The organism is Herbaspirillum sp. GCM10030257 (assembly GCF_042666555.1).
Classification (GTDB): domain Bacteria; phylum Pseudomonadota; class Gammaproteobacteria; order Burkholderiales; family Burkholderiaceae_D; genus Noviherbaspirillum.
Map to the genome: position 1 here is coordinate 1 of NZ_JBHTDH010000048.1, position 22,072 is coordinate 22,072.

Here is a 22,072-nt window from a genome sequence, read left to right on the forward strand (position 1 = left end):
GTGAGCACTTAATGCTTGTAGTATTACGATAGTCCCGAAGAACCATCGCCGCACTCCATCAAGCGCCCACACTTATCGGCTGTTATTTGTTAAAGAACCATCCTGCCCGTACCGCAGATTTCCATCTGCCGTACCCGCCGCCAAATCGTTGTGTTTGTCGGCCAGCATTTATTCAATATGACGCGTTTCCGGCAAAATTCAAGAACATGCGTTCCTCAATCCTGCTGCAGAAGCCGCAGAATTCTCATCCCGCTTCGCCATCCCCATCACCGCTCAAACCGCTTGCTGCGCTCGCTTTGTTTGCTGCGTTTCGCGACGGGAGCCGAACTATAGCAAAAGGCCGATCTGTCTGCCAAGCCCTTTTCGAAAAATATTTTTATCGTGGTTGGGTTGCAATGAAGATGCCGCAACCTGCCATCAATTCCAGCATGGTGCGCTGTCCTTTCTGGGATTGACTCTATGCTTAAACGACGTGATGGTCAGCACCGCCAAGGTGACGACGCCGTACAAGAAAATTCAACCGAGCGAGTGCATCGGTTTTTCATTTCGTCATGCCGCCGACGAACCTGATGCCGGCGACGTTAAAGAGTTAGCGTTTACCGCTTAGGCGAATCCGCAGTTCATCACCGAACTGAGCGATCCTGAATTTGGCAAACCCAATCGCGCTCACGCTAGCCTAGATCCGATCCCTGCATGATGTTGGTGTATTGCCCAAATCGCTGGCAGATACGTGGCGCCTGACATTCGTTTCAGGCAAGCGATTAACTCGGCGTTCGAGATCATGGTCGTTTTCCTATCTACCCGCTGCGTAAATGATTGAAGGTTGACTGTGGACGGACAAGCGCTTTGAAGGTGTTCAACGCAATCCCAAGCTTGCACTGACGACAGCCGCTTTTGTGTCGATGTGAAAATGGAAACACTTTACTGATAGCAATTTATTATCCGTGCACGCTCGCCTGCGGACCTCAATGCTCATTACAGCGAACGCTGGCCGTAAATAGGCGTGGATATCTTCAATCCAACGCTACACGCATGACGCATATAGAACCATGTGGCGGAATCTGAATCCAAAGTGTCGCTCCTTAAGTCATCAACCGCAATCTAGTGCGCCCTGTCAGACGCTGGATATGCAGGACTTAAGCTCGGTCAAGTTACCCGCCCGGTACGGCGGCAGAATAAATACATCGCACACTTATCGGTAAAGATTCATGAAATCCGCATCTTCCTTCGCTGGTGTACTTTCTGCCATAGCTGTCATCAGTGCATTCAGTTTTGTCATTCTCTTCCTGCCCGGCGCAGGTGATCCGCCTAGCCAAGCTATGGAAGCTACCCAACAATCTGCCAACGAGGAAATTCAACCTATACGGGTTGCTCCGCACGAGCATTCATCGAAGTCGGTAAGTGGCTGACTTATCGGGTGATCAACCCTCGTGGCGGGCTATTTCCGTACGATGCCCTGCTATTCAATTTCGCGCCCTGAATGTGTCGCCGCTTAGGAAGATCCACGGCATGGCGAGCACACCGATAAAAACCAGAATTGCCATCCAAATGTCGCTGTGGTGTTCTGTGGTGTTATAAGCAGACACGATCACGATAAGCATTTCCCATCGTCAATCCAGCACCGGGCGATACCTCTTCGGGATCAACGCATGTTCAACGATCTGTCGAGCCGGAACGCTCTTCTTATCGAAGCGTCCTGCAGTGTCGTTCGGCATGCCGCGTCAAACCCGCTATACTGCGCACACCTATCCCTATCCCGCCTTACGGCTCACGCCATGCCAATGACCTACGAAGAATACCTTGATGAAGTCACCACATTGATGACTGAATTATTCGACATGAGTGACGAAGACGCCATCAAACATGTCATGCGGGCGCAAGCTGCCGACTTCTTTACCCTGCACGATGATCTGCCGGAAATGCGCACGCAAGAACGCGCGGAACAGGATGCGAGAACCATTTTTGAGCAACGTAATAAATCACGTCCGCATACCCCGCCAAAACGGTCCGGCAAAGTAAAAAATAAGTGACCGACCGAATCGCAAGTCCGTTCGTGGCGCCCGCTTCTTCGTGACACCTGCATCTGAAGCTACGCATCGATTCCGTGGCCTGAACATTTTCGCCTCTCTACTTCTTACCCGGCCCGACGAATGAAAATTCCTAAAAGACTCCAACCACTCGTTGAAGAGGGCCTCATTGACGAGGTGATCCGGCAGCTCATGAGCGGCAAGGAAGCGACGGTCTATGTAGTGAGGTGCGGCGACGAGATACGCTGCGCCAAGGTATATAAAGAGGCGAACCAACGCAGTTTTCGACAGGCTGCTTCATATCAGGAGGGCCGCAAGGTCCGGAACAGCCGCCAGGCGCGCGCGATGGAAAAGGGAACGCGCTACGGACGCAAAATGCAAGAAGAGGTATGGCAGAACGCGGAGGTCGATGCCTTGTACCGCCTTGCCGCGGCTGGCGTACGCGTACCCAAGCCCTATATTTGCTTCGAAGGCGTTTTGCTGATGGAACTGGTTACTGACGCAATGGGGCAGGTCGCGCCACGCTTGAACGATGTTGCGCTAACCGCCCAGGAGGCAGTCGAATATCACGAGGCCTTGCTGCGTCAGGTTGTGCTGATGTTGTGCGCCGGCGTAATCCATGGCGACTTGTCTGAATACAATATCCTGGTCGACGCAGAAGGCCCGGTCATTATCGATCTTCCGCAAGCCATCAATGCGGCGGGCAATACTGAAGCCGCTCCGATGCTTGAACGTGACGTGGCCAATCTGGCGGCCTACTTCAGCCAGTTCGCGCCGCATATTAGCGATACGCAATATGGCAAGGAAATCTGGAAACTCTACGTTGACGGGTTACTGAACCCCGACGCCGTATTGACCGGACGTATCGCCCTCAATAAAAGGCCGGCGGATGTTGGCGCGGTACTACATGAAATCGAGCTGGCACGGAGAGAAGAGGAAGAACGACTACGTCGTCTTCAAGAGATGTAAGGTAAAGACGTGAGCCAATATGCCGCAATATGTTTATGCCGCGTCCGCTCATTTCCGTCAGAGATATATGCCTAGATTAAGATGCCCGAACGTCATGTCCCGGGCATCTTATTTTTCCAAAGCTTGCCGACAACTCAGCTGGGATCTCCAGTCTTGGGAGAGCCGGTACATGCAGACATCTCATCGGCACTCTGTGCCCTGAGATCCAGTGCACTTGCGGAGCCAACCAGCATGGCGAATGCAGCTATTGCGAACAGAAAGCGCTTCATATGTCCTCCGAAGTCTGAAATCAGCCTATCAGTATAGGCACGCGTTCGCGCCTTGCAAGAGGATTCGCCTATACCCGCCGTTCGTTCGTCCATGCCGCGAAACGGATGCATGGTGGCGTAGGTATATGCACAGTGGCAAATGTGGTTTAGCCTTTGCCGATTCGCCGACGTCCAAGCATAATGGAGCCAATCGAGCCACACGCATTGCCCTTCCAGGAGGACTGGTCATGCCTTACAGCACTGAAACGATTCGCAACATCGCGTTGCTAGGACATAGTGGATGCGGCAAGACAACGCTATTAGAAGGCTTGCTAAGCGCTGGCAGAATGATCTCGGCGCCGGGCAGTAAGGAGCGCGGGACCACGGTTTCTGATTATGATCCGCTCGAACGAAAATACCAGCATTCCTTATATTCCTCGATAACCCATATCGATTACTGCGACACGCGTATCAACTTGATTGACACGCCAGGTCTTCCAGACTTCATTGGACACGCGATTAGCGTATTACCAGCTGCCGATACGGCTGCGGTTGTGATCAATGCGCAAAGTGGAATTGAAATGATCAGTTTGCGCATGATGGAGCTGGCGCGCAGCCGCAGGATGTGCCGGTTGATCATCGTCAACAAGATCGACGCCCCGGGAGTCGATTTACCTGCTTTGGTACAGCGAATACAGGACGTGTTCGGCAAAGAATGTTTGCCCATCAATCTTCCCGCCGGGGGTGGCACCGAAGTTACCGACTGTTTCTTTAGCGAGGATGGTGGCGCCGATTTTCTGACGGTGGCATCGACACATCGTGCCCTGATCGACCAGGTAGTCGAAGTCGATCCTGCATTTATGGAGACTTACCTTGAACAGGGGGATATTGCGCCCGAAGTGTTACACGCACCGTTCGAGCAGGCATTGCGTGAAGGGCACCTGATCCCGATATGCTTCGTATCGGCCCGCAGCGGCGCGGGCCTGGCGCAGTTACTCGACGTATTCGTGAATCTGATGCCGAATCCGACAGAAGGCAACCTGCCCTCTTTTCATCGGGAAGAACATGAATCTGCAGGACACCGTACACCCATCAAGGCCGTACCGGACCCAACGCGGCATGTGCTGGCGCATGTCTTCAAGATCACAATGGATCCCTATGTCGGCAAACTAAGCGCGTTTCGTATTCACCAGGGAACGGTCCGGCGTGACAGCACGCTTTATGTTGGAGATAACCGAAAGCCCTTTCGAGTCGCGCACCTTTACCGCCTGCAAGGCAAGGAACAGATTGAAATTGGCCAAGGCGTGCCGGGCGATATTTGCGCGGTCACCAGGGTGGATGATATTTTTTATGACGCCATACTGCATGATGCGGTCGAAGACGCGCATATACATATCGATCCCGCCCCGCTTCCGCAGCCAATTTACGGTTTATCCATTGAATCCCGGAAAAGTGGCGACGAGCAACGCCTATGGGACATCCTGCAGAAGCTATGCGCCGAAGATCCATGTCTGCGCGTCGAACGATTAGGCAGTACCGGCGAAACTGTGATCTCGGGTTTAGGCGAACTACATCTGCGCAGCGTGCTTGATCGCATGAATGATGTCTACAAACTCGACGTTGTTACCCATCTTCCAAAGATCGCTTACCGTGAGACGATTGCAGCAAGTGGCGAGGGGCATTACCGCCAGAAGAAACAAAGTGGCGGCGCAGGACAGTTTGGTGAAGTCTTTCTCAAGGTTGAAGCCCTTCCTAGAGGTGCAGGATTCGAGTTCGTCGATGCGGTCAAGGGTGGTGTCATCCCACGGCAATTTATTCCATCAGTGGAAAAAGGCGTGTTGCAGGCAATGGAAAGCGGGCCAGTGTCGGGCTTCCCGATGCAAGACATACGCGTGACTGTCTACGATGGTAAAAGTCACCCTGTGGATTCAAAAGACATAGCGTTTCTGGTAGCAGGACGTAAGGCGTTTCGGGATGCAGTGCTCAAAGCACGTCCGATACTGATGGAACCCATCGTCAATATTGAAGTTTCCGTACCGGAAGAAAGTATGGGGGATATTACCGCTGATCTGTCGGCACGCCGCGGACAAATCAGCGGCATGCGTAAGGGACACAGTGACATGGCATTTGTGAGCGGTCTCGTTCCGCTGTCCGAACTCAATGGCTACCAGTCCCGCTTGCATTCCACCACTGCCGGACGCGGCAGCTATACCGTCAGCTTAAGTCATTACGACGCGGTGCCGCCAGCGATGCAACAGCGCATGGCAAGCCAGCACAAAGAGGTGCCCGACGAAGGGTGAGGCATCGATTTGATTCCCTGACCTTAATTCAGGAAATTTAGGCTGGCGACAACGATCTCCATGTAAGGAAAACGACAGTTTCACGACTGACAGTCAGTGCCGCTTTCCCGCATGACCCAAGGACGCCATCATGAACAAGCCACGCAGGAATTTATTGAAATTTGCCGGGTTAGCTGGAGGGATAGAAGCGATACAGCACTTGCTAGGCGGATTGCCTGCTTATGCAACGCAGGCATATGAAGTAACCCATTCAGATGCAGAATGGCGCGCGCTGCTGAATTCCGCCCAATACAAGGTGCTGCGCAAAGCCGGCACGGAGTATCCCTTTTCCAGTCCACTCAATTACGAAAAGCGCGCGGGAGAGTTTGTCTGTGCGGGCTGCGCCTTACCGCTTTTCAGTTCCGAGACTAAATTCGACAGTGGTACAGGATGGCCAAGCTTCTGGAGGCCGCTGGAAAACGCCATTGAAACGCACTCCGATTCCACGTTTGGCATGACGCGCGTCGAAGTACTGTGCCGCCGGTGCGGCGGACATCTCGGTCACGTTTTCAAAGACGGGCCACCTCCTACAGGCTTACGTTATTGTATGAATGGGGTTGCGATGGTTTTTAAGCCGAAAAGCTGAGCGGGCCAATTCGTTGATGCACCTTAAATCCTCACCTCATGGATCATGGAGGCGATATGCCGTTCAATAACAAGAAAGATTCAAAGTCAGTGCGTACACTGACCGGCAAGGGCATGCGCCTGATCGCGGGAATGGTCACGGTGGCTGCCTCTGTCTACATGATCAGTGTCAATGGAGCAGTTGCCGAGGTGGCGATTAGAATTCCCCCGCCAGTCATCGACGTTCCGGTGGAACCTAACACTTCTCTGCAAACCGCCGTATTTGCAGGTGGCTGTTTCTGGGGGGTTCAGGGCGTGTTCCAGCATACTAAAGGGGTACTAAACGCCGTCTCCGGATACGCTGGGGGTGAAAAGGAAACGGCGAACTATCGTAGTGTCAGTACCGGAAAAACCGGCCACGCAGAATCCGTCCTGGTGACTTATGATCCCAAGCAGATATCGTATGGAAAGCTGTTACAGATCTATTTTTCGGTTGCGCATGATCCAACGCAGCTGAATAAACAATATCCTGATACGGGAACACAATATCGTTCCGCCATATTCTTCCGCGACGCCAACCAGAAGCGAATCGCGGAACACTATATTAGCCAGCTTGAGGCTGCGAAGGTATATCGGAATAAGATCGTAACGCAGCTGAATCCTTTCACGGCGTATTATCCAGCTGAATCGTATCATCAGGACTATGCGGCTTTGCATCCGGAATCCGGGTACATTTCACAGTTTGACTTACCAAAAATCGCGAACCTGAAACGGCTGTTCCCTGAACAATATCGTGAAGAACCCGTACTGGTCACGTCGCAGTCAATGGCAAAGGCAAGGGTCTCTGTGGAAAAGTAGTGCAGCTGCAACGCTGCACTACTTGGTGCACTGTTTGGTTATGCCCAGCCGGTGAGATATTTAAGACTTAGGCAAGAAGTTACTTTGCAGCGAAGCAGTACAAGAGTCCGTCACCGCCAGTGCTGCGCAATCCTTCAGGATTGCACCCCCTAGTGGGATGAGAGGAATTCCATGATTTGGCCCAAGGTGCGTCAATGGGACCTACCCGGTCATGATGTCCCAGCATTGCCGAGCCATCCGCGCCGCTTTTGGTCCAGTTTCCGCAAGTCATATCAGAGAACGGTGCGCCTGGAAAAGCCGTGCCATCTGGCCTGGAGCCGGTCAGGATGTCATGCTTGTTCGGTTTGTCAGTACGGCCGTTGATCGGTTGCCCTTTTTCATCCAACGCCGTCTGCTTGGTGACATTGTTATTAGCAGAATGCAAGTCATCAACATTTTTGGCAATCACCTCACCCTTGGCATTCCGCCACGGACCAGCGCCGATGCGGTCGCGCGCATTTACGTAATTCGGATCGCTCAGTCCGGCGCCTTGTGTGCTGAGATAGGCTCGCCAGGTATGCTGCCCCGCACCCGCAGCTTGGGCAAGCGACTGGCAATGCCGGTCCGCACCCTCAAGTCCGCCGAGGTCGGCACCCTTGCCAGGGCCGACGCTGGACACAAAAAATGTCATGTCGCCAGCGCTCGATCGTGAGGAATCCATGCCTGCGCATCCAGCCAGCATCATTACGCATCCTGCTACTACACCTGCCTTTCGCACCATGCTTTCCATAACGATCTCCTGTTGGCTTAGTTATTTTATCGACGTTAAAGCAATTTCAGCTGCAACGCGTGATTTGCATTTTAATTTAGTGCACTCGATCCTGAGAGATAGAGGGTCGTCTTTTGCTAAATATCAAATGCTGCCAGGTAAATGCGTAGATTGCTTATCGAGCGGCGCGCATGAGGAGGGGTCTCATGTCGTGTCAAGCAACGGCAGACTTACTTTTGCGCTTGGGGGCAAGAAACGTTCCGGTACACCCTGGCGTACCACACCGACATGCGAACGCGCGCTTCACTGCAGGCGTGTGACGCCCGTCGTAGATCAGGGCATAGTTATAACTAAGCTCTTCGCCTCGGGCGATATCCCGCAAGGTATAAATAAAGACGCGGCCGTCGTCGTGCTCCATGGCTTCGCAATTAGGTTCACACGCATGATTAATATACCGGGCGTCATTTCCGCGCCGGCCTCCATCGATGACGCGACCATCCGCCAATGAAAAGAAGTAGGTGTGATTGATTGGCCATCGCCGCTTTTCGGCACGCCGGTCTGCTTCGCCCAGATCAATGCGCTCACCTTTGTACTCGATGACTGGCGTGCCGGCTCGAAGTTTGCGACGGGCGAATACACCCTTGCCGTGTACATCCGATTGCCGGACTACGTATGCTGGCGTAGTCTTTTCCTTAAGAACCGGGGAAGGAATCGAGACTGAGGATTCCGTATTTTTCTGCTTGCGCATGGATCAAACAATAGTAGATGTGTGATACGGCGGCGTTATCACGTTCGTCAGAATTCTTCCCAGTCGCCGTCTTTATTATCTCGTATCTTGGAGAATGGCCTTCTTTCAGGCACGGGTGTCGCTGAGGTTACCGAAGAGGCGTGCCTGCGCTTAGATGGGCGTGACGACTTGTGGGCAAAGGCCATGCCCGCGCGCGAAGTTTTGGCAGGCATATCGACAAATGAAAAAAGAACTTTCCTCCGTCGATCTTGAATACATTCACCACCGTTGCCAGCTCTGCCGCCTGCTGCATTGCCTCGGATGCTTCTATCAATCCTTTGATTTCTTTTGCCGAAGAAGCGGAACGCTGTGCCAGCGTGCGCGCTTCGCTGGCGAGGACGGCAAAACTACCTCCTTGCAATCTCCGTCATCCGTGCGGCGCATCCTATGCCGAACAGTTTGCGCTGTTGAAATGTGCCGCACTTAATGAATGTTGTGCGTGGAGCGCTCCGCTCCTGCTTTTCTATGGCGTTTTTCGATGCGTCCGTCTAGCGACCTATTGTGAGCTTTCATCCCCATGAAACCTGTGGAAGGCCGACCTCGATAACTTCCCCTTCGTGCTCCACGAATACTGATGAACTATTTCCCGCAAATCGCTCCATCAACGCACAGTCAGACGTGTAACGCACAATTCCATGGAATTTGTGTATGAGCCTTTGCCCGACCTTCAAGCGTGACTTATCAAGTTTTGCTTTGATGTCATTAAGTGAAGATGTTTTCATGATGATACCAATATGTTTCCGTACGGAAATAATTTTAACGTATAGGGATTGGCTTCGGCTTCAGTGTTTCTGTTTTTTCAGGAAAATAAATGTTGCAACGCAGCTCTCGTTGCAACGAGACCACAGCTGTCGAAGTTCAGGTGGTTATCGCAACCGTCTGATCGACCCTGAGCCGCTCAAGTTACAAGCGCTTACTGCTGATACATACCAAGACTACTCAAGCGATTGGGGCAAACAGTATTCTTTTCCTGTACTAATCCTCAACCCTAACGGAACCGACATGGAAATGAACCAGACTTCTTCACGTATTCACCCATTGGTAGCCGGTGCAGCCGTATCAGTCATGCTGGTCAGCATAGTGGGCGCAGCCGCAATTGTAGGAATTATCCCGGCTTCCCAAGGGAGCGCACCGAAAGACACCGCGACCGCAAACCAGTCGGTAGCAGCTCCTGCTGCGATTTCTGCTCCTGCTCCGGCACTGGCGCCCAATGCGGTGGCCGTAGCGCCACAACCGGTTGCCCCTCCTGCGGTGAAGGAAGTCGTCCGGCACAAGACTGTGGTCCATCACAAGTACGTTCAGCATACAGCGCCGGCAGCAAGCCAGCCGTCGTACAGTCAGGTGAGTCAAGTGAGCGCTGCGCCCGTTACACAGCCAAGCACTTCAGGTGTTTATTCTCCTCCCCCGGTATATCAGCAACCGGCTCCTGTTGCGCAAAACAGCCCGGTCGGCATTGGTGTCGGCGCAGTCGTCGGAGGTCTTCTTGGTAACCAGATCGGCAAAGGGAGTGGACGCACACTAGCAACCGTTGCAGGAGTCATCGGCGGCGGTTATGTCGGGAACGAAATCGCCAAGAGAACCGCTCAACCTTAACTTTGCTTTGCATGTGTTGCCTTGTCAGGACGTCATGCCGCCGCGTCCTGACAGGAGCGCAGAATTCTATCGCGGCGAGTATGGACGGACTCCGTCTGGATTTCCCTCAGCGTCGAAGTGCCGCGCAATACATATGTCCTGAATGCCGGTTGTACTTAATCCATCGGCGATATCTGCGATAACGCTTTCCGCAACCTCTGTCGGGCTTAGTGGCCTCTCGATGACGTCGATGAGCGCGTCCGTCGTCTTGTCATATAAACTGAGCTGCAGCACCGCATCGTCAGTCGCTGACAACGGGCCGACAATTGCCTTTGCGTCTTCCGATGTTTTCCCGTGTTCGGCCAATGCGTGCTGTACTTCCGATAGCAGCTCAAGCATGTCCATTTCTGCGAAGGCCGCTTCTTTGCCTCCATAGAACAAGTCCTGATAAAGAAAGTCGATCTGCACTTCGCGCCCGTCCGTCACCAGACAGCGCTGCAGCAACGGCATTACCTGCTGCGACCATTTCCGGAATCGCTCCCCACGCGCCTCAAAATAACGGTCGGCCGCGGCTTCCTTGACGGGCACCTGGTAGAAGGGGTCGTCCATCGTCTTCAGTGAGAAACCAAGCAGAAAGCGTAGTTCTACAGCATGGTCGTCCGGCGCGAAATCCGATGCTGGCCAGCCGCGCATGCTACGTGCAATGGCATCGGCTTGCGTCGCTTTCTTACGCGTCATGGCGTCGTACGCTTCGAGCACCATGGCGTTTAACTGACAATAGCCGACTTCCTTGATCTCCTCGGGATGATAGGCGTGGCTGACGAGAGCAACGGTCGCCTTTTTGCTTTCCAGTCCACTATCTTTGATGCTGTGTCGCAATTGTTCAAATGCGTCTTCATCCTGGAAACACTGTTCGCCGCGCAGGCCGCCTGCCGTATGCACGAACATGGGTATCACAAAGGCATTCACTTCCAGGTCCGGCGCGTCCTCTCGGCGAAATACGACCGTGCCGGACATCTCTTCGACGTTTTCGCGTAGTACACGATGAGCCTTGGCGTCTTCCTCAAGAGTGCGCTCAAGCGCCTCATCAAGTACCACATCGCGCTGTTGCTGAAGGCATTTCCTGATGGTTTTGCGAAGTTCCGACTGTGCTTTCTGAAGGTTATCGGTCAGTACTGCATACACGTCAGAATTACGCAGCTCTCCCGCGAGTACTACCAGCCGGTCAGCCAGGACTTCGTCGCGTTCCTGTGTCATGGCGCCAGCTTTTGCGGGAGGAGAATTTTTTGTCTTTTTCATGGCCTGGATACTGAAATGAATTGCGAACCGCGGCAATGCCTGCTTTGGACATGATTTGCGGTCGGCGTACGTAAAGGCGTGATGCTAACGCAAATGCATATATTACTTTGCGAAATTGTAGACAACATCCTCAATATGTCCACGCCTATACGGTTTTTCTCCATCATGCAATAGCCATGCTTGCCCCGTGATCATCGGGCCTTCAGTGTTGAGCGCGAGTTTGGACCAAGATGCTGAAGGCAGTCAGCGCCATGATCAGTCTCAACCAGACGTTTTGCAATGTGCTTCTGGCTGCTCTGCCTAATCGTCCGTACTCCTCTCTACCCAAGCCTCGATATCGCGATCAGCCCCGTGCAGGTTACGCAACTGCCAAGACTGCCTACTTTCACTCGCCAGAACGAACAGCAACATTGATCGACCAGTCACCTCATAGCAGTGTCCAAAGTCGAACGTCGAACGATCCGCACGGTTTGGGTCGTTGGTATCGATCAGGCTAATCCAGTACCTGCCGTCCGGAATTTCAGGAAGTGTGAAGTTCACCACGTCGTGGTGTGCATTGAATACAAGCAGGAGCGTGGCATCGGATCCGCGTCGTTTGATGCCGGTCGCCTGGGCACGGCCATCGAGAAGCATGCCAAAGCATTTGGCATTGGCGTCTTCCCAATGTTCCGCAGACATTTCGCTGGCATCGGGTGTGAGCCAGGTTACATCTTTCACATTCAGCTCTTCGTTATATTCGCCAGTCAGGAATCGTCCCCGGTTAAGAATCGGAAAACTCTTGCGGATCTCGATCAGCGTGCGGGTGAATGCCAGTAGCGTGCGATCCTGGGCAGTTATCTTTCCCCATTCAAGCCAGGCAATTTCATTGTCCTGTGCGTAGGCATTGTTGTTGCCACGCTGTGTATTGCCGAACTCGTCACCGGCAAGAATGAGCGGCGTGCCACGCGATAACACGAGGGTCGCCATCAGGTTTCGCTTCTGTCGCTCACGCAAGGTCGTGATCTCCGGATCATCGGTCTCACCCTCGACACCATGGTTCCATGAATGGTTATTGGAATGTCCGTCACGGTTTTCTTCGCCGTTGGCTTCATTATGCTTGTCGTTGTAGGAGACAAGGTCGTTCAGGGTAAATCCGTCATGGGCGCAGATGAAGTTCACACTGGCCCAGGATCTGCGGCCACGCTTGTTGAACAGGTCACCCGAGCCGGAGATGCGCGATGCGAAATCGGCGAGGGTGCCTGGATCGCCTTTCCAGAACGAGCGCACCGTGTCCCGGAATTTATCATTCCACTCTGCCCAACCTGGAGGAAACTGCCCTACCTGGTAGCCGCCCGGCCCGATGTCCCACGGCTCCGCAATTAATTTTACGCTCGACAAAACAGGGTCCTGCCGACAGGCGTCAAGGAAACCGCCTCCTTCGTCGAATCCATAGGGCTCGCGAGCGAGAATCGTAGCAAGGTCAAACCGGAATCCGTCAACACGCATCTCCTGCGACCAATAGCGCAGGGAATCGGTGACCATCTGCAGCACACGCTGGTGCGATAGATTCACGGTATTGCCGGTACCAGTGTCGTTGATATAGAACCGCTTGTTGTCAGGTATCAGGCGGTAATAACTGGCGTTGTCGATTCCCTTCAGTGAAAGCGTCGGCCCAAGTTCGTTGCCTTCGGCGGTATGGTTATAGACAACGTCGAGAACGACCTCAATACCAGCTGCGTGGAACTGATTGACCATTTCCTTGAATTCGTTGGTAAATGGCGAATGCATGTACGCCGAATGGGGAGAAAAGAAGGCAATCGAATTGTAGCCCCAATAGTTCTTTAGTCCCTTTTCGATCAGGTAGCTATCATCGATGAAGGCGTGAATCGGCAGCAGTTCGACGGTTGTGATGCCAAGACTGCGCAGATACGCCGCTACCTCGTAACGTGCCAGTCCTGCGAATGTCCCCCGCTCCACCGCAGGTACCCGTTTATTCAACGCCGTGAATCCCTTCACATGCATCTCGTAAAAAATCGTGCTTTCCCAGGAAATGTTTGGTCGCCGTTCAGCGCCCCAGGTGAAGGCCGGATCAATCACACGGCATTTTGGCACTAGATGTGCACTGTCACGTTCGTCAAAGGAGAGGTCTTTATCGGGGGAATCCAGCTTGTATCCAAATACTTCGGGGCCCCAGGTGAGTCCGCCGACCAGTTGCTTGGCATAGGGGTCGATCAGCAATTTGTTTGGATTAAAGCGGTGACCGGCGTCAGGCTCGAAGGGACCATATACGCGATAACCATAAACCGTTCCCGGCCTTGCGCTCGGCAAATACCCATGCCATACCTCATCGGTGTACTCCGGTAGCTCAATGCGCTCTATTTCTTTCTTGCCGTCGATATCGAAAAGACAGAGTTCCACTTTTGTGGCATTGGCGGAAAAAAGGGCGAAGTTCACGCCTAAACCATCCCAAGTGGCGCCGAGTGGAAAAGGGCGGCCTTCGCGGATCACTGAAGGCTTTAATACTTCCGGTTTGCCAGAATTTTTATTCGGTTCAGCTGCAAGCGACATTGCATGTCCTTCTTTAAACGTATTCTTATCATGGATGGTCCAATGCACTGAAACGTTCAAATTTGCCAACACTTAAACCTGGTAAAACGCAGCACTTGAGAGGTACTTCAATATTTTCCTGATGCGCGATCGAAAATGCGCTATTTGCCGGAAAACTCGGCATCAACTTGTTCCGTAAGGACTTTCTCTTGCCATAAATCATCTGTAAGTATCTGTAACTACAGTGTTTTTCCAGTAATCCACATTCCCTGTGGATAACTTTGTGAATAAACGGGTATTGACAAGCAGCATAGCCAACATCCGTGCGGGTTCCGCTTAAATTGGCTAAAATGTGTGCATAAGAAATAAGTGATAAGAATCAACGACTTGGCTTTTGTCAAGGGTTCTTGAGGCAGGAAGGAATAAAAAGAATCTGTGCGAATGATTGAGGCGATTTTCTGTGCACAACTACCCGTCCTATAAACCCGTTTGGGTGCCTCGCTGCATTTTCTTATAAGTCTAGTCTTTATTATCCTTTACTCTTCTCCGGCGCGAAGAGATAGAACGTAAAGCCACCCGTAACACGATGCGGAGACACTGATGTCTCTGTACACCGTTATACAGAATGAACTCTATTGATCTTTGTCAACAAAGATTTCCTTGTCTCTTTGCCCAGCTAAGATAAACTCTGCACCATCGAGGAGGAGACACGGTATTACGATCTCGATATGTCAGCTCTACAGCACAAGACAAGCAAGTCACAAAGTGCCAGAGCATTTTAAACAGTAACTAGAGAGCAATCATGGCAACAGGTACAGTAAAGTGGTTTAACGATGCAAAAGGTTTTGGTTTTATCACACCGGAACAAGGTGGCGAGGATCTGTTTGCGCATTTTTCGGCAATCAATTCTTCCGGCTTCAAGTCGCTGAAAGAAGGCCAGAAAGTATCCTTCGAAGTAACAAAGGGACCAAAAGGCGCACAGGCATCTAACATCGTCCCGATGTAAATCCAAGTTTTTCGCCTGCAGGCCCTGTTCTGAGTATGGTGACCAGGGCTTTCTTCAATGCGGCTTTCAGTACTCTATGCGCAGTCGTTCATGTGCGTGCGGTCCGAATAAACAGCCAAAATGCTGTAAGCCGCATATCCTTCGCACTTTGACTCTGGCGCTTCCCTCCATAATGATTTAGCAGCTCTCGACGCTTTTGCTCCAGACATTTTCGCTAGACTCTCCCTTTTTCGCTTCCACAAACGTTCTTACGCTATTTGCGTGCGCGTTATCCGCTCGGCAGAACCCCTGAAAAATAAAAGGGCGAACTGCAAGCAGCTCGCCCTATCTGTCATCTGTTCGTCATTGCCCGTTTAACATGGGCACGGCGAGGTCATGCGGTTACCGGAACGACCGGCCCCGGCCCACCGGACAGAGGTGGTTTTTTTTCACTAGCATACTTGGGTGCCCGTGGTGCGCTACCCACCATGATGTCGTTCACCTGGTCCGCATCCAGGGTTTCCCATTCCAGAAGTGCGTTTGCCATGACATCGACCTTGTCGCGGTTCGCCTCCAGAAGCCCTCGTGCCAGCGCGTATTGGCCATCGAGAATGCGACGAATTTCATCGTCAACCTTCTGTTGGGTCTCCTCGGACACCATGCGTGAATTCATACCAAAGCCATCCTGCTCGTCGGTGTACACCATTGTGCCGAGCGTTTCGGACATTCCGAAGCGAGTCACCATTGCCCTCGCCAGCTTGGTCGCACGTTCGAAGTCGTTCGATGCGCCAGTGGACTGCTGATTCATGAAGATTTCTTCGGCAATTCGGCCGCCAAACAGAATCGCTATGTCTTCCAGCATCTTGTCCTTATACATGTTTACGCGGTCATGTTCAGGCAATTGCCAGGTCAGGCCCAATGCAAAACCGCGCGGCATGATGGTTACCTTGTGCACTGGATCGGCTTTTGGCAGAAGCTTCGCGACCACCGCATGTCCGGACTCGTGGTAGGCCGTATTGCGCCGCTCTTCTTCACGCATGACAGCCGACTTTCGCTCCGGGCCCATGATGATCTTGTCCTTGGCGTCTTCGAAGTCTTGCATGTCCAGCACACTCTTGTTGCGGCGGGCAGCGAAAAGCGCAGCTTCATTGACCAGATTGGCGAGCTCTGCGCCGGAGAAGCCCGGCGTACCGCGGGCCAGCACATCGGCCTGCACGTCTTGCGATAGAGGGACCTTGCGCATATGGACCTTCAGAATCTTTTCCCGACCGCGGATATCCGGCAGCCCAACCATCACCTGACGGTCAAAACGACCCGGGCGTAACAACGCCTTGTCCAGCACGTCGGCGCGGTTGGTCGCAGCGACCACGATGATGCCGGAGTTCGGCTCGAAACCGTCCATTTCCACCAGCATTTGGTTCAGGGTCTGTTCGCGCTCATCATTGCCACCACCCATGCCGCTTCCTCGGGCACGACCGACCGCATCAATTTCGTCGATGAAAATAATGCACGGTGCGTGCTGTTTCGCGGTCTCAAACAGATCGCGCACGCGTGACGCACCGACGCCAACGAACATTTCGACGAAATCCGATCCGGAAATTGTAAAAAACGGCACCTTGGCTTCACCGGCCATCGCGCGTGCCAGAAGCGTTTTACCCGTTCCCGGAGGGCCAACTAGCAATACGCCCTTTGGCACATGCCCGCCGAGCTGCTGAAATTTGCGCGGCTCGCGCAGGAATTCAACAATCTCATCGACCTCTTCCCGTGCCTCTTCGCAACCGGCAACGTCGGCAAACGTAGTGGTATTGGTATGCTCATCCTGCAGCCGAGCTTTTGACTTGCCCATCGAGAACAGTCCGCCCTTGCCTCCGCCTTGCTGTCGCCGCATGAACCAGATCCATACGCCGATCATTAACAGCATCGGGAACCAGGACATAAATACCTGTGACAGGAAGGACGGCGCCTCGGGATTCTTGACGTCGAACTTGATGCCGTTTTCGATCAGGTCGTTGACCAAGCCGCGGTCGAGAAGCGTCGTGTTGGTGCTCAGCGGCTTGCCGTCGTTGGTGACTGCCAGAACGCGGGTGCCTTCAATCACGACTTCTCGAACTTGCTTTGATTTCACCTGCGCAATAAATTCTGAGTAGGGAATCGGCGTTGCCGTACCCGGACCTCCGGAGCTGAATTGCTGGCTGAAAACGAAAAAAACAACAAATGCGACAATTGCCGAAATGGCAATCTGGATGTGCTTTTGATTCACTAGTGTTCCTTATGAAGACCCGGCATCGGGAATCGCCTGCCCGTATAAAACAGGTCCTGACAGTAGATTAGGCCGATGTTACAAGTTGCAAGTGCCTTGATAAAGCGAGTAGATCAAGATGTTTGCTTCTGAAAAACAAGAAAGGAAGAAGTACTTTATAAAATAGCGTTAAGGAAGATCTCACTCTCCTTTTTATCAACACAGCGTTTACAGCCAAACTATTGATCCGGGTCGGATATCTTGGGCCTGGCGGTACGACGTTAAATCGGTTGGACCTGTTTACGGTACCAGAGTTGCTGATGCAATTCAGTCTTAACCTATCGCTGCAACGTGAAATAGGCTACGAAGTATTCCGATTGCGTTTCCGCGCATTGGTAAATGCGGTATGTCTACAAGCTGCTAATTGCGACTCGACTGAAATGTTATATACCTCGCTATGTGGCGATCGCCGTACGTGGCGCAGGTAGCGTAAGTAGCAAGGCATGGTCGAAAGAGCAAGCAAGAGAAGCTACACAACGTCGTTGCTGAAAAATGCAGCAGGCACTGGAACCTATCATCAATCATCGGCGGTGTTATCCACCGTGCCGAATTAGCTTAACGTCTAGGTTCCTGCTTTGTATTTACGGTGATGAGAATATAGGCAACCTGAAACGTGTTCTCCAGAAAAGCAAAATGGGCAGAGGTGCTGGCGGTCCAGACCTGTGCCCATCTCATTGTTACCAGAACGCTATTTTACATTGCATGAAGGCAACTTTTCAATCTGCCACTATCGATTTTTGACGACAATCAACAGAATCAACCTGTATGTCGTGCGACCGCAGAGATCAGCATAGGACGGAGTCGTTTCTGGATGCTCGCCGGGGAAAGTGCCGCACTTGCTCCCCTTCATCGATACAGATCATGCACCTTGCCGAAGCCATACGGTTCTAGCTTGTAGCCATCGTTTGTCATGAAACAGTTAAGGGAGCACTTCCCGAACAAGTCATTAAGCACCGTCAGAGTATGCCGCGCTCTGGATAAGGTTCATGCTTCAGCACGCGCGCATAGCTGAATCGACTCAGATCGATGGTCTCGAAGCGTCCTTTGTCGATGAGTTCGGCGATGCCGCGTCCAGCGGCTGGCGCATGCATCATGCCGTGCCCCGAAAAGCCCGTAACGACAAAAAAGTTCTCATGATTGCCGATCCAGTTGCCAATGATGGGATTACCATCGAGCTCGCATTGCTCATACAGTCCTGACCAGGTGCGATGGCACCTCGCCCCCTCAAATGCGGTCGGAAAACGGTGAGCCAGCGCGGGCCAGACAACCTCATTGAAGTAGTTGTGGTCCACGTCAAAATTGAATCCCCTCGGCTCATCCGAGTTAACCAGGCCGCCGGAGAATCCCTGCCCTTCAGAGCGAAAGGCCAGGCGGTGCAAATCCTTCACGTAAGGCAAAGGCTCGATCTGACGATGGCCGGTAAAGTAGTGTTCGAAGCGGCGCAAAGGCGATACAGGCAGGTACATTCCGGCCAATGCGCTGACTTGTCCGGACCAGGCACCGGCCGCATTGACAAAAAAATCTGCGTTAAGAACAGGTCCACTGCTCAAGCTCGCGCTGGTTATTCTGTCGCCAGAAATGTTGAACCCGGAAACACGGTCGGAAATGAATTCCACGCCGAGCGACCTGGCTTTTTTGCGGGTGCCCTGAAGAAAGCTGTTCGGGTCACACCATCCATCCCGGGGTGAGTACGCAGCACCGTCAAGGTCATCGACATACATTGAAGGCAACAGTTGTCTAAGTCCTTCCCGATCCAGCATCCGGGTGTCCGCGCCGAATGACTGCTGTACTAGGGTGTTCTCTTCCAACACACGTAGCGCGCCGGCTCCCGACACGATGAACAAATATCCCTGTTCCACCCAATCGATCGGCGCAGAATCGTCGCCGATCGCCATTTCTTCAGAAAATTTCTTGATGCGCTCGATGCTGAAGTTGGACATCTCGATGTTTTCAGGGCACGAAAAGAGGCGTCGGGCGCCGCCTGACGCACGCACCGTCGAGGCAAACTCGTAAGTCGGGTCTGGTTCGATAACGGCAACCTCCATTGCTGGAGCGCGCTGCTTGAGGTAATAGGCGACATAGGAGCCAACTATCCCTCCACCGGCAATCAGGACGTCATACCTGGTACGCAAGCTGTTCATGTCAATCCTCTTCATACAATTCGGTGACTTATACCAATCCCAACCCATAACGCACCATGACATCGCGTCTTTTTCCGGGGGCGCCGAGCCGCCTGCCTGCGTTGCACTCGTCGTCAATAGCCCGCTATTGACTCCTCCTACGCCTTGCCAGTCAAAAAAATCCATCGATCTCATTTGTCACGTTATAGGTTGGGATTGGTATTAGACGCGGACCATGTCATCTTAACTTGGATCCGATACCGACTGCATTTGGGACAGCAACGTTTGAGGATGACTTGCAGCGTGTTACGTTTGCCTATGAAGGCGGAGTAATGTGTACACTACTGCGCTACTGTTTTTTTGTTTGCTTATGACGATCACAATCAACGAAGACCTCCGCGCCTATATCGATCCACTGACAGAAGACGACTACGCCGCACTCGAACACAGCTTGCTTGCGGAAGGCTGCCGTGATGCGCTGGTATTGTGGGGCGATCTCCTGGTGGATGGGCACAATCGCTACAGCATCTGCCAGAAGCACCAGATTCCTTTCAATACCGTCCAAAACCGGACGTTTCAGTCCATGGATGATGTCCATTTATGGATGATCGACAATCATCTCGGGCGGCGCAGCGTCTCGGATTTTCAGCGGGGCATACTCGCGCTGCGTAAAAAGGAAATCGTTGCGGCACGTCTGGTTCAAGCGCAAACCGAGCAACCAGCTGCGACACCTGCCGACACCAATGCCGCTACACCTCCCGCGGCCAAAACAGTACTCACGCGCGAGGCTGTTGCGCGAACAGCGCGGGTAAGCAGCGCGACGCTTGGTCAGATCGAGAAAATCCAGAAGACCGCGACGCCCGAGTTGGTCAGCGCTGTGAAGGCAGGTGTAATTTCCATCAACGCAGCGGCTGCAGTAGCCTCGTTGCCGGAAGAAAAACAGGTGGCGGCGGTCGCAGGAGGCAAGAAGGAGCTTCGGCAGGCAGCAAAACAAGTGCGAGATGCCCGATTGCCGCCCAAGCCTGAGTCCGTACCTGTGGCGCCACCACCCGGCGACGCCACACCGGAGCAACTTGAAATTTACCGTCTGACGCAGTTACTTTCGCAGCTGACAGAAGAACGCGATCAGCTGAAAAAGAAGGTACAGCACTTGACCATTGCACTGGCAGAAGCCCGCGAAGGGAAATAGTCTTGCTGCGCATGCCGCGCGAACGGCTGGCGCGGCATGCGGCATCGCACGGCACCTGAACATCCGCGATTGTGCAGATCAAGTCACGGTAGCTTTGTGTCTTATTGTTGCATCAGAATTTGGACTTAGCCACCAGTTGGCGAAGTCGGCCAGATCAACGTGCTGGGAGTCCACCTGGTCCAACTCCGGTCCTACGTTCGGACTACCATTCGGCTCCCTCAGAATGAGGGCGGCGTGTATCTCGGCAGGGATTCCCGCAAAGTAAGGCAGATAGTCATCGACGAACGCGATTGGTTGCAGTTCGGTTAGCGCTGCCACTTTCGGGCTGCTGCCATACAGCGAACTCGGTGTGGTTACGATGCGTTCAATGGGAAACCCGGCGTTACGCAGGTTTTTAAGCCGGGCATCCTGGAACTCCGTTTGAATGGCGGTGACGCAGACGAGCTCATAGCCAGCCTCCACCAGTTGATGACATGCTTCAACCGCGCCAGGCAAAGCGGGCAGCGACGACCAGTGCACCTCGTCAAAGCATAATCGGAAGCGTTCAAGATCGTCACCGGCCAGACGTCGCACCGCATACCGATCCAGCGCCCAATACGCATGGGGATCAACGATATCCGGCAATTCGCCGAAAGCACGCTCCCATGCAAGGCGATAGGCGGTATGGTAGTCGAGCAGGACGCCATCACCGTCCAATGCAATAATTTCCTTTGTTGGCATGAATCAATTTCCTTACCGGGGTTTACCGGTTCACGCAGATTTGATGAACCGGTCAGCCTGTATTTTACCTAGCGCTGGGATTTTTACCGGCCGCTCCGGGTGTGGCGCGCTTATTCGCGGATTTCCGCTTCAACCAGCTTACCAAGCAACACCAGCGACTCTTGCCAGCCAAGGTAACAGGCCTCGGCGGGAATGGCCTGAGGTATGCCCTCTTGCACAACGTTCAGCTCAACCCCGCAGAACACCTCTCGCAAAGTCACGGTGGTTTGCATCACGCCCGGCAGATTTGGATCATCAAACATACTCGTGTAGCGTAGCCGCTCGTGTGGCACCAGCTCCAGGTATTCTCCCCCGAAGAAGTGGCTATGGCCGCTGGTAAAGTTGGTGAATGACATCCGGTAGGTGCCGCCCACTATTGCTTCCTGCTGGTGAACCCTGCCGGTGAAGCCGTTCGGCGGCAGCCACTTGACCAGTGCATCGGCATCAAGAAATGCACGATAAACACGCTCCGGCGAGGACTTCAGAACGCGATGAAATCGAACAGTATTCGTAGACATAATGGATTTCCCAAAAAGTAGAGGACGTCCCTCTATACCATACGACGAATGGCAATCCAGAAAATCGACACGCAATTTGACTGAAACAGGATTTTTATGATGAAGGCCAGAAATTACGTGTATCCGGCGCGAATCTCCCTAGAGCATTTTCATGTTGAGTTGCGCCATTAAAGGAGCTGAACTTACAGCAGGATCAAGTGGTCAGATTGGCACTCATGGTGAAGCGGAGGTTGTTATGGCATGGCATCTTGGTCAAGCCTACGGG

Annotated in this window: 19 protein-coding genes and 1 pseudogene; 10 read left to right on the forward strand and 10 right to left on the reverse strand. The window is 53.0% G+C overall.

Annotated elements, in window-relative coordinates; all coding sequences use genetic code 11:
* The first annotated feature begins 86 nt into the window (after nucleotides 1-86).
* The 7 genes from ACFQUU_RS27745 to msrA all read left to right on the forward strand — a co-directional run bounded on the left by ACFQUU_RS27745 (nucleotide 87) and on the right by msrA (nucleotide 7,005).
* Entirely contained in the window at nucleotides 87-455 is a 369-nt protein-coding gene (locus ACFQUU_RS27745) for a hypothetical protein (protein WP_382251715.1), read from the forward strand.
* Between the two features lie 753 nt (nucleotides 456-1,208).
* Nucleotides 1,209-1,409 (forward strand): hypothetical protein, encoded by a 201-nt coding sequence (locus ACFQUU_RS27750; RefSeq protein ID WP_382251716.1) that lies wholly within the window; start codon nucleotides 1,209-1,211, stop codon nucleotides 1,407-1,409.
* 366 nt (nucleotides 1,410-1,775) lie between these two features.
* Entirely contained in the window at nucleotides 1,776-2,030 is a 255-nt protein-coding gene (locus ACFQUU_RS27755; protein ID WP_382251717.1) for a hypothetical protein, read from the forward strand.
* Between the two features lie 120 nt (nucleotides 2,031-2,150).
* Complete coding sequence (locus ACFQUU_RS27760; protein ID WP_382251718.1) at nucleotides 2,151-2,996, forward strand: PA4780 family RIO1-like protein kinase; 846 nt, start codon at nucleotides 2,151-2,153, stop codon at nucleotides 2,994-2,996.
* A gap of 496 nt (nucleotides 2,997-3,492) precedes the next feature.
* Nucleotides 3,493-5,544: an elongation factor G gene (gene fusA, locus ACFQUU_RS27765; protein WP_382251719.1), complete on the forward strand. Its 2,052-nt coding sequence runs from the start codon at nucleotides 3,493-3,495 to the stop codon at nucleotides 5,542-5,544.
* A gap of 130 nt (nucleotides 5,545-5,674) precedes the next feature.
* Nucleotides 5,675-6,169, forward strand: coding sequence for a peptide-methionine (R)-S-oxide reductase MsrB (gene msrB / locus ACFQUU_RS27770; RefSeq protein ID WP_382251721.1), 495 nt, complete (start codon nucleotides 5,675-5,677; stop codon nucleotides 6,167-6,169).
* 131 nt (nucleotides 6,170-6,300) lie between these two features.
* Entirely contained in the window at nucleotides 6,301-7,005 is a 705-nt protein-coding gene (msrA, locus tag ACFQUU_RS27775; protein WP_382251740.1) for a peptide-methionine (S)-S-oxide reductase MsrA, read from the forward strand.
* 79 nt (nucleotides 7,006-7,084) lie between these two features.
* On the opposite strand, the gene ACFQUU_RS27780 is transcribed toward msrA, so the two are convergent.
* The 4 genes and pseudogenes from ACFQUU_RS27780 to ACFQUU_RS27795 form a co-directional block, all read right to left on the reverse strand.
* Entirely contained in the window at nucleotides 7,085-7,774 is a 690-nt protein-coding gene (locus tag ACFQUU_RS27780) for a hypothetical protein (RefSeq protein WP_382251722.1), read from the reverse strand.
* A gap of 193 nt (nucleotides 7,775-7,967) precedes the next feature.
* Nucleotides 7,968-8,501 carry an SET domain-containing protein gene (locus ACFQUU_RS27785; RefSeq protein WP_382251723.1) on the reverse strand — a complete coding sequence of 178 codons (534 nt, stop codon included), beginning with the start codon at nucleotides 8,499-8,501 and terminating at the stop codon, nucleotides 7,968-7,970.
* Between the two features lie 280 nt (nucleotides 8,502-8,781).
* Nucleotides 8,782-8,898 (reverse strand): annotated as a pseudogene (locus tag ACFQUU_RS27790) (methyl-accepting chemotaxis protein); the annotation flags it as partial.
* Between the two features lie 151 nt (nucleotides 8,899-9,049).
* The gene (locus tag ACFQUU_RS27795; protein ID WP_382251725.1) at nucleotides 9,050-9,262 is read right to left on the reverse strand and encodes a hypothetical protein; all 213 of its coding nucleotides are present in this window, start codon (nucleotides 9,260-9,262) and stop codon (nucleotides 9,050-9,052) included.
* Nucleotides 9,263-9,542: 280 nt separating this feature from the next.
* Between ACFQUU_RS27795 and ACFQUU_RS27800 the strand changes: the two genes are divergently transcribed.
* Nucleotides 9,543-10,133 carry a glycine zipper 2TM domain-containing protein gene (locus ACFQUU_RS27800; RefSeq protein ID WP_382251726.1) on the forward strand — a complete coding sequence of 197 codons (591 nt, stop codon included), beginning with the start codon at nucleotides 9,543-9,545 and terminating at the stop codon, nucleotides 10,131-10,133.
* Between the two features lie 66 nt (nucleotides 10,134-10,199).
* On the opposite strand, the gene ACFQUU_RS27805 is transcribed toward ACFQUU_RS27800, so the two are convergent.
* Together ACFQUU_RS27805 and glgX are read right to left on the reverse strand one after the other, a co-directional pair.
* The gene (locus ACFQUU_RS27805) at nucleotides 10,200-11,411 is read right to left on the reverse strand and encodes a DUF2863 family protein (RefSeq protein ID WP_382251728.1); all 1,212 of its coding nucleotides are present in this window, start codon (nucleotides 11,409-11,411) and stop codon (nucleotides 10,200-10,202) included.
* A 300-nt stretch (nucleotides 11,412-11,711) separates the two neighbouring features.
* A complete protein-coding gene (gene glgX, locus ACFQUU_RS27810) occupies nucleotides 11,712-13,958 on the reverse strand; it encodes a glycogen debranching protein GlgX (RefSeq protein WP_382251730.1) in 2,247 nt (748 codons plus the stop codon).
* A gap of 781 nt (nucleotides 13,959-14,739) precedes the next feature.
* Here glgX and ACFQUU_RS27815 point away from each other — a divergent pair.
* Nucleotides 14,740-14,943, forward strand: coding sequence for a cold-shock protein (locus ACFQUU_RS27815; protein WP_057292673.1), 204 nt, complete (start codon nucleotides 14,740-14,742; stop codon nucleotides 14,941-14,943).
* 373 nt (nucleotides 14,944-15,316) lie between these two features.
* On the opposite strand, the gene ftsH is transcribed toward ACFQUU_RS27815, so the two are convergent.
* Entirely contained in the window at nucleotides 15,317-17,182 is a 1,866-nt protein-coding gene (gene ftsH / locus ACFQUU_RS27820; protein ID WP_382251732.1) for an ATP-dependent zinc metalloprotease FtsH, read from the reverse strand.
* 995 nt (nucleotides 17,183-18,177) lie between these two features.
* A complete protein-coding gene (locus tag ACFQUU_RS27825; protein ID WP_382251734.1) occupies nucleotides 18,178-19,362 on the reverse strand; it encodes an NAD(P)/FAD-dependent oxidoreductase in 1,185 nt (394 codons plus the stop codon).
* 349 nt (nucleotides 19,363-19,711) lie between these two features.
* Between ACFQUU_RS27825 and ACFQUU_RS27830 the strand changes: the two genes are divergently transcribed.
* The gene (locus tag ACFQUU_RS27830; protein WP_382251735.1) at nucleotides 19,712-20,530 is read left to right on the forward strand and encodes a hypothetical protein; all 819 of its coding nucleotides are present in this window, start codon (nucleotides 19,712-19,714) and stop codon (nucleotides 20,528-20,530) included.
* Between the two features lie 78 nt (nucleotides 20,531-20,608).
* Here the strand turns inward: ACFQUU_RS27830 and ACFQUU_RS27835 are convergent, their stop codons facing one another.
* A complete protein-coding gene (locus ACFQUU_RS27835; RefSeq protein ID WP_382251737.1) occupies nucleotides 20,609-21,250 on the reverse strand; it encodes an HAD family hydrolase in 642 nt (213 codons plus the stop codon).
* 110 nt (nucleotides 21,251-21,360) lie between these two features.
* Nucleotides 21,361-21,807 (reverse strand): SRPBCC family protein, encoded by a 447-nt coding sequence (locus tag ACFQUU_RS27840; RefSeq protein ID WP_382251738.1) that lies wholly within the window; start codon nucleotides 21,805-21,807, stop codon nucleotides 21,361-21,363.
* Nucleotides 21,808-22,072: the final 265 nt, after the last annotated feature.

Coding starts and splice junctions, on each gene's coding strand:
- ACFQUU_RS27785 (WP_382251723.1), bottom strand. CDS start 8,501: ATGCGCAAGCAGAAAAATACGGAATCCTCAGTCTCGATTCCTTCCCCG.
- ACFQUU_RS27795 (WP_382251725.1), bottom strand. CDS start 9,262: ATGAAAACATCTTCACTTAATGACATCAAAGCAAAACTTGATAAGTCA.
- fusA (WP_382251719.1), top strand. CDS start 3,493: ATGCCTTACAGCACTGAAACGATTCGCAACATCGCGTTGCTAGGACAT.
- ACFQUU_RS27815 (WP_057292673.1), top strand. CDS start 14,740: ATGGCAACAGGTACAGTAAAGTGGTTTAACGATGCAAAAGGTTTTGGT.
- ACFQUU_RS27835 (WP_382251737.1), bottom strand. CDS start 21,250: ATGCCAACAAAGGAAATTATTGCATTGGACGGTGATGGCGTCCTGCTC.
- msrB (WP_382251721.1), top strand. CDS start 5,675: ATGAACAAGCCACGCAGGAATTTATTGAAATTTGCCGGGTTAGCTGGA.
- msrA (WP_382251740.1), top strand. CDS start 6,301: ATGGTCACGGTGGCTGCCTCTGTCTACATGATCAGTGTCAATGGAGCA.
- ACFQUU_RS27805 (WP_382251728.1), bottom strand. CDS start 11,411: ATGAAAAAGACAAAAAATTCTCCTCCCGCAAAAGCTGGCGCCATGACA.
- ACFQUU_RS27780 (WP_382251722.1), bottom strand. CDS start 7,774: ATGGAAAGCATGGTGCGAAAGGCAGGTGTAGTAGCAGGATGCGTAATG.
- ACFQUU_RS27800 (WP_382251726.1), top strand. CDS start 9,543: ATGGAAATGAACCAGACTTCTTCACGTATTCACCCATTGGTAGCCGGT.
- ACFQUU_RS27750 (WP_382251716.1), top strand. CDS start 1,209: ATGAAATCCGCATCTTCCTTCGCTGGTGTACTTTCTGCCATAGCTGTC.
- ACFQUU_RS27840 (WP_382251738.1), bottom strand. CDS start 21,807: ATGTCTACGAATACTGTTCGATTTCATCGCGTTCTGAAGTCCTCGCCG.
- ACFQUU_RS27830 (WP_382251735.1), top strand. CDS start 19,712: ATGACGATCACAATCAACGAAGACCTCCGCGCCTATATCGATCCACTG.
- ACFQUU_RS27825 (WP_382251734.1), bottom strand. CDS start 19,362: ATGAACAGCTTGCGTACCAGGTATGACGTCCTGATTGCCGGTGGAGGG.
- ACFQUU_RS27755 (WP_382251717.1), top strand. CDS start 1,776: ATGCCAATGACCTACGAAGAATACCTTGATGAAGTCACCACATTGATG.
- glgX (WP_382251730.1), bottom strand. CDS start 13,958: ATGTCGCTTGCAGCTGAACCGAATAAAAATTCTGGCAAACCGGAAGTA.
- ACFQUU_RS27760 (WP_382251718.1), top strand. CDS start 2,151: ATGAAAATTCCTAAAAGACTCCAACCACTCGTTGAAGAGGGCCTCATT.